Source organism: Streptomyces sp. NPDC060205 (assembly GCF_042728395.1).
Classification (GTDB): Bacteria; Actinomycetota; Actinomycetes; order Streptomycetales; family Streptomycetaceae; genus Streptomyces.
Window position 1 is genome coordinate 1 of record NZ_JBHWZP010000298.1, and the last position, 11,282, is coordinate 11,282.

9 protein-coding genes are annotated in these 11,282 nt (G+C 71.2%); 5 read left to right on the forward strand and 4 right to left on the reverse strand.

The genetic code is table 11. From position 1 onward, the window contains the following. Positions 1–38: 38 nt before the first annotated feature. From ACFWGJ_RS35080 to ACFWGJ_RS35090, 3 genes are all read right to left on the reverse strand, one after another. Positions 39–851 (reverse strand): enoyl-CoA hydratase/isomerase family protein, encoded by an 813-nt coding sequence (locus ACFWGJ_RS35080; protein ID WP_387332681.1) that lies wholly within the window; start codon positions 849–851, stop codon positions 39–41. After that, on the reverse strand, positions 848–3,151 hold the full coding sequence (locus ACFWGJ_RS35085; RefSeq protein WP_387332683.1) for a CoA transferase: 2,304 nt from the start codon (positions 3,149–3,151) through the stop codon (positions 848–850). The genes ACFWGJ_RS35080 and ACFWGJ_RS35085 overlap by 4 nt, the downstream gene beginning before the upstream one ends. Positions 3,152–3,324: 173 nt before the next feature. After that, positions 3,325–4,194 carry an IclR family transcriptional regulator gene (locus ACFWGJ_RS35090; RefSeq protein WP_387332685.1) on the reverse strand — a complete coding sequence of 290 codons (870 nt, stop codon included), beginning with the start codon at positions 4,192–4,194 and terminating at the stop codon, positions 3,325–3,327. Positions 4,195–4,488: 294 nt separating this feature from the next. Between ACFWGJ_RS35090 and ACFWGJ_RS35095 the strand changes: the two genes are divergently transcribed. From ACFWGJ_RS35095 to ACFWGJ_RS35115, 5 genes are all read left to right on the forward strand, one after another. Beyond that, a complete protein-coding gene (locus ACFWGJ_RS35095) occupies positions 4,489–5,475 on the forward strand; it encodes an ABC transporter substrate-binding protein (RefSeq protein ID WP_387332687.1) in 987 nt (328 codons plus the stop codon). Between the two features lie 143 nt (positions 5,476–5,618). Then, positions 5,619–6,629 (forward strand): ABC transporter substrate-binding protein, encoded by a 1,011-nt coding sequence (locus ACFWGJ_RS35100; protein WP_387332689.1) that lies wholly within the window; start codon positions 5,619–5,621, stop codon positions 6,627–6,629. Beyond that, entirely contained in the window at positions 6,629–7,543 is a 915-nt protein-coding gene (locus tag ACFWGJ_RS35105) for an ABC transporter ATP-binding protein (protein WP_387332691.1), read from the forward strand. Before ACFWGJ_RS35100 ends, ACFWGJ_RS35105 begins: the two co-directional genes overlap by 1 nt. After that, on the forward strand, positions 7,540–8,367 hold the full coding sequence (locus tag ACFWGJ_RS35110) for an ABC transporter permease (protein ID WP_387332693.1): 828 nt from the start codon (positions 7,540–7,542) through the stop codon (positions 8,365–8,367). Before ACFWGJ_RS35105 ends, ACFWGJ_RS35110 begins: the two co-directional genes overlap by 4 nt. A gap of 66 nt (positions 8,368–8,433) precedes the next feature. After that, positions 8,434–9,405 (forward strand): zinc-binding alcohol dehydrogenase family protein, encoded by a 972-nt coding sequence (locus ACFWGJ_RS35115; RefSeq protein WP_387332695.1) that lies wholly within the window; start codon positions 8,434–8,436, stop codon positions 9,403–9,405. A gap of 72 nt (positions 9,406–9,477) precedes the next feature. On the opposite strand, the gene ACFWGJ_RS35120 is transcribed toward ACFWGJ_RS35115, so the two are convergent. After that, a complete protein-coding gene (locus ACFWGJ_RS35120) occupies positions 9,478–11,037 on the reverse strand; it encodes a carboxylesterase/lipase family protein (protein ID WP_387332697.1) in 1,560 nt (519 codons plus the stop codon). Positions 11,038–11,282: the final 245 nt, after the last annotated feature.

Genomic DNA, 11,282 nt, shown 5'->3' on the forward strand with positions numbered 1-11,282 from the left:
CCGGAACCCGGTACCGGACCACCCGCGTCGGCGCGGCCTCACCGCCCGGTGAACACCGGCGCCCGCTTGTCGAGGAACGCCTGCAGCCCCTCCGCCGTGTCGGCCGTCCCTATCAGCTCGGCGACACCCTTCTCCTCGCGCTCCAGTGCCTGTTCGAGGGGCAGCCCGTACCCCTCGTCGACGACCCGCTTGAGCAGGGCGATGGCGCCCGTCGGCTGTGCCGCGAGGCGGCGGGCCCGCTCGGCGACCGTCGCCTCGAACTCGGCCTGCGCCACCACGGCGTCGACGAGTCCGAGCTCCAGGGCGCGCTGCGGTGTCAGCCCTTCCCCCTCGATGATCAGGCGTTTCGCCAGGTGGGGGCCGACGAGCCGGGGCAGTCGCTGACTGCCGCCGGCCCCGGGGAACAGCCCGAGCCGTATCTCCGGAAAACCGAAGGTGGCCTGCGTCGAGAGGATCCGCAGATCGCAGGCGAGCGCCAACTCCGCACCGCCGCCCAGCGCGTGGCCGTTCATCGCCGCGACGACCGGCTTGGGGGTCTGCTCGATCATCCGCTGTACGTGGATCCAGCGGCGCATCTTCGCCTGGTTCTCCGTGGACAGGTCCCGCATGACGGCGATGTCGGCACCGGCGACGAAGAACCGGCCGGTGCCGGTGATGACGATGCAGCGCACCCCCGGATCGGCGGCCAGCGGGGGCAGGGTCGTGAGGAACTCCTCGATCATCGCCGGATCGACGGCGTTCACCTTGGGACGGTCCACGCGGACGGTGGCCACGGCGCCGTCGCGTGTCACGTGCAGTACGGAGGGCTTCTCCTCCGTCAGCTTCTCCTGGGTCATCCTCGCCTCGCTCACTCGGTCACTCCCTCGGCGGCCAGTGTCGTCAACCGTTCATCGCTCAGGCCCAGCAGTTCCCGCAGCACTTCGTCGGTGTGCTGACCGAGGAGAGGTGCGGGCCGGTCGAGTGCGCCCGGCGTCGCCGCCAGCCGTACGACGATGCCCTCGTGCGGGACCGGCCCGGTGAGGGGGTGGTCCAGTACGGGGTAGAAGCCGCGGGCCGCGAGCTGCTCATCGGCCTCGACCAGGTCCTGCCCGGTCGCCACGGCCGCCGCCGCGATGCCCTCCGTCTGGAGCGTCTCGGCCAGTTTGTGCGCGTCGTGCCGGCCCGTCCAGGCGGCGAGGGCGGCGTCGATCTCGTCCTCGTGGGCCCGGCGGGCAGCCAAGTCGCCTTCGGGGCATGGGAGTTCGGCGAGGCGCGTCAGGGCGTGCCACTGTGCTTCGTCGGTCACCGACACCGCCACCCACCGGTCGTCCCCGGCCGCCGGATACACCCCGTGCGGCACGGCGCGCGGCGACCGGTTCGGGAACTCGGCGGTCCGGGGGTCCGGCGCACCGGCGCCCAGGACGGACTCCAGGGCTGCTGGGCCCATCGTCGCGGCCATCGCCTCCAGCTGGGACAGATCCACGTGGCCTCCCCGCCCGCGCGCCAGCAGGTCGAGCGTGGCGAGCACCGCCGAATTGGCCGCGACCATGTCGCCGAGCCCGAAGGTCAAGCCCTGCGGCGGGCCGCCCGGGTCGCTGGTCTCACTGGACAGGCCGGACATGGCGGCGAGCGTGTCGGCGAACGTGACGGCGCTGCGCCAGGGGCCGGTCTGCCCGACCCCCGCCATCGACACCAGGATCACGTCCGGGTTGAGTTCGCGCAGCGACGCGTAGTCCATGCCCCAGCGGGCGAGCACACCCGGGCTGAAGTTCTCCACGACGACGTCGCAGTGCGGGACCAGTTCGCGCAGCAGACGCCTGCCCTCCTCGGTCCGCAGGTTCAGGGCGACGCCGCGCTTGTTGCGGTTGAAGTTGATGAAGTAGCCGCTGTCGTCGGGGTCGGCGCCCGGCCGCAGATGCATCGACGGGGCGAACCGCGTGGGGTCCTGGCGGTGCCGCGACTCGATCTTCACGATGTCCGCACCGTGCTCCCCGAGCTGCTTGGTCACGTACGGACCGGCGAGGACCCAGGTCAGATCCAGGACCCGTACTCCCTCCAGCGCACGGGACTTGGGCCGTTCGGCCCGATGGGGCGTCCGGCCGGGGCCGTGCCACGGCGCGTCGCCCTCCGCCCGGTGCAGAGCGGGCAGCGTGACCGGGCGCGGCAGCGCCGCCCATGGGAAGCCGACGTCCTCGACACCGCCGTCCGGCAGCCCTTCACCGGTGACCGTGACCAGGGACTCGCGGTCACGCAGCTGCGGGTTGTCGGTCAGACGCGAGGCCGGTACGACCTCCGCCCACGGCAGGGCCCGCTCCCGCGCCTCCGCGGCGAGTTCGGCGGCCGGCTGCCGCGCCGCGAACCGCCGCACGACAGCGTCCACATGAGGACGTTGCCGCCACCGGAACGTGGCGTCCTGCCAGCGGTCGTCGAGGAGGTCACCGGCCTCGCCCCGCTCGGCCATCCACGCCAGCAGATCCGTCCACATCCGGTTGCTGCCGGAGTAGCCCCCGGCCACATACCCGTCCGCCGTCTCGAAGATCTGGTGCGCCACGTGTTCGTACACCCCTCCGTTGCGCACGGGGAAGCGTCCGGCGTGGATCCATGCGAGTGCGCCGGTCTCCAGCGTGGCGGCGACGGCCTCCTGCACGGAGACGTCGACCAGCTGAGGGGTCCCCGACACGACGGCCAGCAGCGCCCCGATCGCCGCGTGGGCGCCGGCGGTCTGCAGCGCCTGTTCGCGCGGCGGCGGTTTGGGCTGTCCGTCGGGGCGTCCGCCGAGCCAGGTCATGCCGCCCGCCGACGCCAGCACCAGATCGTCGCCGATCCAGTCGCGGCGCGGCCCGGTCAGCCCGAAGGGTGTCACCACCACGTGCACGGCGTGCGGCCACCGGGACGAGCCGTCCTCCCGCAGGCCGCGCAGCCGCGCCACGGGCCCGCTCTCCAGGACGACGTCGGCGGCCGACGCCAGTGCGTCGAGCTCGGCCGGGTCCTCCGCCGGCACCCAGCGCTTGCCCGCGTGCCAGTGCGCGCGGGCCGCCGGGTCGAGGCCGGTGCCCGGCTCGGTCCGTATGACGTCGGCGCCGATCCCGACGAGCAACCGGGCGCCCTGGAAGGCGAGTTCATCGGTCAGGTCGAGCACGCGCAGTGTTGCCGGGTCCGTGTCTGGTCCCACCACGGCTCCTCCCCTTACGTGTCCGCAGCCTTTGCGGAATCTCACGATCAACGGGGGAGGGGAGGCGGGCCACCGGGGTGTTCTGCTGACCGGAACCGGACCCGGACCCGGACCCGAACCCGGACCCGGAACGGGCTCCGGGGCATGGCCCGCAGACAGCGGCGGGCGAGGCTTCAGCTCACGGCATGGGCGGGACGCACCCCGGCCGGCTTCGGCCCGCGCGGCGTGCGTGCCGCGCGCGCCGCGCGTGGCGTTTCGTACGACGGACTCTCCTGGGTCTTCTGCGCCACGCCGCGCTCGATGCTGTCCGCCGCGGCCCGCAGCATCGAGAGGTGTCGCTCCACCGACACCTGCGCGATCGGTCCGGTGACCGAGAGCGCCGCGTACTCCGTCCCGGCCAGGGCCACCGGTACGGCGAGGCTGGCGTCTCCGGTCCTGACCCCTTCGAGCTCCAGCGCGTACCCCTGACGCGCCGCCCTGGACAGCCGCTGGGCAAGGACCTGCGGGTCCGTGACGGAGCGCGGGGTCAGTGCGGGCAGCCCCCTGCCGGCCAGCGCCGCCACCCGCTCGGGTCCGTCCGCCGCCAGGGCGAGCAGCATCTGACCGGTCGCCGTACAGGACGCGGGGAGGCGACCGCCGACGTACGAGTGGGTGAGCACGTTGGCCTCACCGGCGATCTTCTCCAGGAACAGGACATGGGTACCGTCGAGGACCGCGAGGTGCACGGCCGTGCGGACCCGCGTGAACAGGTCGACCATCTGCGGGCGGGCCACGGTGCGCAGCACCGAGGAGGCGGCCACCCGGTGCCCCAGGTGAAAGAGCCTGATGCCGAGCTCGTACATCTCGCCGTGCCGGTCCAGCAACCCCCACTGCACCAGTTCCTGGGCGAGACGGTACGCCGACGCCTTGGGTACGCCCGAGCGGCGGCTCAGCTCGCTCAGGCGCAGGCGGTCCGCCCCCGACTCGAACGCGGCGAGCAGCAGCTGGGCCTTGCCCAGGACGGAATTCGGCAGCAGGACGTCCTCGTCGGCGTACGACCCCATCAGCGGTCCCCTTATGTCATCGCATGGCGTTACAGGCCATTTGAAGTGCAGCAACGCCATGTTGCATAGAGGGGCGGGGGTGTGAACATCAGGCAAAAGGAATGGTCCGCACCGTTCCCCGCGCCCCTGAAAAGCGGGGCCGCGCCCCGGCTTCTCGCTTACCGGGGCGCCGGGAACGGTGCGGCTCCCTCGGTCGAGACGGTCCGCCAGGCGGGACGTCGTGCTGTGCACCGGCTTGCCGGGGTGCCAGGTTTCCGCCACCTCGACAGCACTCCGACCCGGAGGTCGCATCCGATGTCCTGTCTCCATCGCCCAAGACGGCGCCCGGCAGCCGTCCTGTTCACCCTGCTCGCGCTCCTCCTCGCCACCGCCTGCGGCGGGGGCACCACCGACTCGGCGGGATCCGCGGGCGGCAAGAGCCCGACCGTCCGGATCGCGCTCGGCGTCGACGGGTCGTACGCCCCGCTGTATCTGGCCGCCGAGCGCGGCATGTTCAAGAAGGCCGGCCTCGACGTGCAGCTGATGCAGGTGGAGGGTGGACCCGCCGCGGCCCAGGCGGTCACGGCCGGTACCGCGCAGATGTCGGCCAACGCGGACTCCACCGCGCTGCCGCAGATGGTGAGCAACCCGCGCCTGCGCGCCCTGGGCGTCTTCCAGTCCTCGGGCCGCTACCTCAAGGTCGTCCTGCGCAAGGGCATCACCTCGCCGCGCCAGATCAAGGCGATGGGTTCGATCCAGGGCATCGGCCTGTACGCCACCCACGAATACCTGCGCCACCACGGCCTCGACGCGGACTCCGTGAAGATCCGGCAGAGCTCGCCCCAGGAGATCCCCACCATGCTCCAGCGCGGTGACATCGACGGCTACATCCTCTTCGATCCCTGGGCTGCCAAGGGCGTCGAGGCGGGCGGTCACCTCGCCGGTTCCATCGGCGACTTCGGTGTCACGTACAAGCAGTGGCTGCTCACGGACGACACGTGGCTGAAGCAGAACGAGGAGCTCGCCGGGAAGGTGTTCAAGGTGGTCGCGGAGGCCGACCGGCTGGTGACCGGGGATCCGCACGCGGCCGCCCTCGCGGCGCACGAGCAGGCCCAGCTGCCGGTGGCGCAGACGGAGCAGGGCGTCGGCGAGATCTCCTTCACGTCCCGTTCCCTGACCTCGGCCGATGTCGCCTCCTCGCGCAAGATCGTGGACTTCCTCATCGCGCAGAAGCTCATCAAGAAAGCACCCGACTACGACACCGTGCTGCTGCGGGGCTGGTACGACCAGCACGCCAGATGACCGCCCTCGACGAGCCGTGTCCGCAGTGTCCCGCTGAGCGGACCGTCGCTCATGCGCCTGCCCTCCGACCGGCAGTAACGTTCGCCCACTCGCGGGCCCGCATCCCGATCATCTGGCTCAAAGCGCCCCATTCCGAGGTGACCATGCAGACAACGTCCCGCCCGAAAGCCCGCCCGGTCAAGCGCATCGCCGGCACCCTCCTCCTCACCGCCGTACTGACCGCGGTGACCGCCTGCGGAGCGGGCACCACCGACGCCGGTTCGGGCTCCGGCGGCAAGGCGGGTGATCCCCATCTGCGTATCGCCGTGGGTATCGACGCCGGTTACGCGCCGTTCTTCGTGGCCGATGCCCAGGGACTGTGGGCCAAACACGGGATCGACGTCGACCTCGTCCAGTTCGCCAAGGGCGGCGAAGGCGTCGACGCCCTGGGTGCCGGACAGGTCCAGATGGCGGGGAACTCCGACGCCACCACCATCGGCCTGCTCGGACAGCACCCGGACCTGCGCTCACTCCTCGTGTACGAGGACTCCGGCCGCTACCTCAAGGTCGTCCTGGGACCCGGTGTGAAGTCCCCCGCGAAGATCCGGAAGATGGCCGTGGTCCCGGGCCTGTCCGAGCTGGCGGCCACCCGGTTCCTCGAATCGAAGGGCATCGAGCCCGACTCGGTCGAGTTCGTCACGGCCGACCCCGCCGAGATCCCGGCGCTCACCAAGAAGGGCGACGTGGACGCGTACGTCCTGTGGGAACCGTGGCCGGCCAAGGGGGTGGAGCTGGGAGAGCGGATCCTGGAGACCACGGGCGACTACGGCTTCAGCTACCAGCACTGGCTGCTGTCGACGGCGCCCTGGCTCAAGGACAACAAGAGCGTTGCCGTCAAGGTGGCCGCCGCCCTCGCGGAAGCGGCTGAGAAGATCGAGAGCGATCCCCAGGCCGCGGCACAGGCCACGAAGGAAGCCGCGAAGATCCCCACCGACCAGACTCTGAACGCGGTGAAGGACATCGACTTCGGCGTCCGCGACTTCACGGCCAAGGACCTCAAGGGCTACGACAGTACGGCCCAGTTCTACCTGGAGACCGGCAAGGTCAAGGCCCGCCCCGACGTGTCCCGCACCGTCCAGCGCGGCTGGCTTTCCGACAACGCGGAGGGGTCCTGATGACCGAGGCGATCAAGGGGATCGAGAAGAGGACAGTGCCGGGGGAGGGCGCGGCGCCCGTGACAACCGTGGCAGCCCTCCAGACGCCCACGGAGCCGACAGCCGGACGCGGAGCGGCTCTGCGCGTCGAAGGCGCGGGCATCTCCTTCGGTGACTTCCAGGCCGTCCAGGGCATCGATCTGGACATCCCGGCCGGAGAATTCCTCTGTCTCCTCGGCCCCAGCGGCTGCGGCAAGTCCACGCTGTTGTCGGCGATGGCCGGATTCATCCAGGTCAGCGAGGGGACCCTCACCGCGGACGGCGCGCCCGTCCGCGGCCCCGACCCGGACCTCGGCATGGTGTTCCAGAGCAGCGAGGCCCTCTTCGACTGGCTGACGGTGCAGCAGAACGTCACCTTCGGACCCCGCATGCGCGGCCTGTCCCGCGCCGAGCAGAACCGGGTGGCCGACGAGTACCTCGGCCTGGTCGGCCTGCGGCACTGCGCGGACCGTTACCCCGGCCAGCTCAGCGGCGGCATGCGCCAGCGCGTCCAGATCGCCAGGGTGCTCGCCAACGAACCGGGCGTCGTCCTCATGGACGAGCCCTTCGGCGCGCTCGACGCGCAGACCCGGCAGGTGCTGCAGCAGGAGACGGCCCGCATCTGGAGTGCGTCGGGCTGCACCGTCGTCTTCGTCACCCACGACATCGACGAGGCGATCCTCCTCGCCGACCGGGTCGCCGTGATGACGGCGGGCCCCGCGGCCTCCATCAAGTCCCTGTACACGGTCGACCTGCCGCGTCCCCGCGACGAGTCCGACCCCGCCGCCCTGCGCCTGCGCGCCCAACTGCGCGAGGACATCGGAGAAGAGGTCCGCAAGGCCATGCGCGACCAAGGACTCGACGACCAGCTCGACCGAGAGGCGAAGGGCGCATGACGATCACCACGACCGAGGCCCCGACGCCGACCCGTGCACGCACCCGCCCCACCGGAGGAAAGGGCGGCGGACAAGGGCTGCGTACCGCCGGCCTCTATGTCGTCGCCGTCCTCGTCGGCCTGGGTGTCTGGCAGCTCGTGGCCATGAAGTACGGCCCCTCCCTGGTCGCCTCACCGAGCCAGACCCTGTCGGCCGCCCGCGAACTGGCGGCCGACGGCACGCTGGGCAACTCCGTCATCGCCTCCAGCCGCCGCATCCTGATCGGCTGGGGCCTGGGCGTCGTGGTGGGCGCGCCGGTCGGCCTGCTCATCGGGCAGATCAGGATCGTCCGCCTGCTCCTGGAGCCGTACATCGAGTTCTTCCGCTTCATCCCGCCGGTCGCCTTCGTGACCCTGGCGGTGGTGTGGCTGGGCATCGGTGAGAGTTCGAAGGTGGTACTGATCTTCTACACGGCTGTCTTCATCGTCACGATCAGCACCAGCGCGGGCGTGATGGCTGTCAACGAGTCCAAGCTGCGGGCCGCCGCCAGCCTCGGAGCCAGCCGGCGCCAGATCCTCCAGCGCGTCGTGCTGCCCTCCACCGTCCCGTACATCCTCACGGGCGCCCGCCTCGCCATGGGCAACAGCTTCCTGACCATCGTCTCCGCCGAGATCGTCGCCGCCCAGGTGGGCCTCGGCTCCCTGATCTGGACCTCCCGGAACTACGGCCGGATCGACTGGGTCTTCGTCGGCATCATCACCCTCGGCATTTTGGGCCTCGTCTACGACCGGATCCTGCGCGTCATCGCGATGCGTGTACTGCACAAGTATGGAGCTAAGGTGTAAACGGGGCCGGAGTGATCTACGGGGAAAGCGCAGTGACCAACGGGGGAAGAATGGAGAACACCGTACGTGAGCACTACGTCGACCACGTCGCGCGCCCTGTTCCTTGAGGAGTTCGGCACGCTGCCGAAGCTCGGGGAGCGGGCCGTGCCCGAGCCACGCCCCGGACACACCCTCGTCCGGGTGGCGGCGGCCACCGCCGCCCATCTCGACCTGAACATCCTCGACGGACAGTTCGGCATCCTGCCCGAGCTGCCGTTCATCCCCGGCACGCAGGGCAGCGGCTACGTCGTCGCCTCGGACACCCATCCCGAGGGCGCCCTGGTGCGGCTGCGCGGTGAGGGGCTCGGCCTGAGCCGTGACGGCGCCTGGGCCGAGCACGCGCTCGTGCCGGACACCGCCGCGGAGGCCATGCCCGAGGGCACCGACCCCGCTCTGGCCTGCATCTACTTCTCCCCGGTCGGTACCGCCTGGGCGACCGTGCACGCGATCGCCCAGGTGCGGCCGGGGGAGCGGGTGCTGGTCACCGGCGCGTCCGGCGCGGTCGGCGCCATGGCCGTGCAGCTCGCGGCGCGGGCCGGCGCGGAGGTGGTCGGCGTGGTCGGCCGCCCGGCGAAGCTGGCCCACGTACCCGGTGTCGCCAAGGCGCTGCTCGCCGCCGACCTCTCCGAGGAGGCGATCGGCGGCAAGGCCGACGTCCTGATCGACACGGTCGGCGGCCGGATCCTGCGCGACGCCCTCACCCTGGTCCGCCCGCGCGGCCGGGCCGCGCTCCTCGGCTACACGGCCGGCCGCGAACTCACCCTGGACCTCGCGGACTTCTTCCTCGCGGACGTCACCCTGCTCCCCGTGAACATGATGAGCCGCGGCCCGGAGGTCGCCCCCGAGGTGCTGCGCCTGCTGCCGGACCTGTCCTCGGGCGCGCTGACACTGCCCTACGAGAGCTACGGGATGGACGCGCTCGGCGAGGCGGTGGAGCGGCTGCGCTCGGGCACGGCGGTGGGCAAGATCGTGCTCGACATGGAGCACACCGGTAACTGATCCGGGTACTCCGCCGCCGCGGAGACTCAAAGGGCCCCCTCCCACGAGAGGGGGCCCTTCGCGCTTGCCGGGTCAGGACTGCGAAACGCCTGCCTGCGCGGCGAGTTGGTCCGGGTTGACGGGAAGCCAGTCGTAGTCGACGGAGTTCCAGAAGGCGCACTGGCGGCGCGCCTCGTACACGCCGGTCTTCAGTGCCCGGCTCTCACCGCCCGGCAGCAGGGACATGAACTTGCCGGCCCGGTACGGGGGCCAGGCGGCGATTCCCGGGGTGGCGGGCTTCCCCTGCTTCACGAACGAGCCCCAGTAGCGCACCATCTCGCCGGACAGCTGCCGCTGCTCGGGAGTCAGCAGTGCCGAGGTCGCCGAGGGCAGCAGGTACGGCATCTCGCTGGCATGCGAGGCACCCGGATCGAAGCCGGTCGAGGGCCGGCCGGTGGGCGGGTGCGGGTCGTTGAACTCGTAGTAATAGGTGTGCGGTTGACGCTTCGCGTACTGCGCTGTGAGGTTCTGGTACTGGCAGCCCCCGAGGCCGAAGAAGGTGCTGCTGTCGCCCCACAGGGCGCCGAAGGCGTACGCCCCGGTGTACGCGTCGCCGTAGGCGCTGAACGGATAGCGCGCGAGGACGGCGTCGGCCTCGTCGCCGAACTCGATGCGGACCGCCTTCTCGTACTGATCCTTCGTCGCGTTCGCGAACGGCAGCGACCAGCTGCGCACTTCGTCACGCGTGTGGCCGATGAGGAGGGGGACGTTCGCGGTCCGGCCGGTACGTACGGCATCGAGCGGCGCGACCGGCAGTTCGGGCACCCCCGACGTGGGCAGCGGAGTGGTCACGAGGCCGCCGATGAAGTCCTTCGCGGCGGCCTGCAGTTCACTGGCGGGCTTGGCCCGCAGGCAGGCCAGATCGGCCGAGGCGGCGGAGCAGCCGGCGGCCGTCGCGTACTTCTTCCCGCGGGCGACGGCCTGCTCGGCCGTGTAGCTAGGGCATCCGCCGCTCTGGATGATCGCGCCCGAGAAGAGGCCGCGGGCCGGGGGCGATGCCAGGAGCGCGCAGACGGAGTGGCCGCCGGCCGACTCCCCGGCGATGGTGACCCGGCTCGCGTCCCCGCCGAACGCGCCGATGTTGCGCTGGGTCCAGCGCAGCGCCGCCTGCTGGTCGAGCAGGCCGTAGTTGCCCGCGCCCTGCTCGCTCAGCCCGGGCAGGTCGAGGAAGCCGAACACGCCGAGGCGGTAATTGATCGTGACGACCACGACGTCGTTGGTCCGGGCGATCAGCGAGCCGTCCTCCGTGCCCCCGGAACCGGAGGAGAAGCCGCCGCCATGGATCCAGAACATCACCGGCAGCGGACGGCTTGTCCGGTTGGCCGGGGTGTAGACGTTCAGGTACAGGCAGTCCTCGCTCATCCCCGGGCTCGTGCTGCTCCCGTTCTGCAGGCAGCGGGGGCCGGGGGAGGTGGCCGACTTGGTGCCCGTCCACGAGGCGGCGGGCGCCGGCGGCTGCCAGCGGTGGGCGGCGACGGGCGGCGCCGCGTACGGAATGCCGAGGTAACGGTCGACCTCGTCCGCCGAGGATCCCGCGACCGAACCCTTGTCGGTGCGGACGGTCAGGGAGTGTGCGGCGGCCGACGCGGGCACAGCCGATAGGAGGGACAGCAGGACAAGAAGGCTCGCCAGAGAGGCAAGTCTCTGTCGGACAGTAGAGCGCACTGATTCTCCTGAGAGTCGGAGCGATGGGCGCGTCATGCTCCGGCTCGGGCGGCAGCCGCGCTACGTTTCCGGTCCGCTCCATGGACCGGTCCTTACTCAACTGGGCTTTCATGGCGCGGAGTTGAGTGACACGGCAGCGCTGTCGTACGGCTCCCGGCCACGCCGAGCAGGGC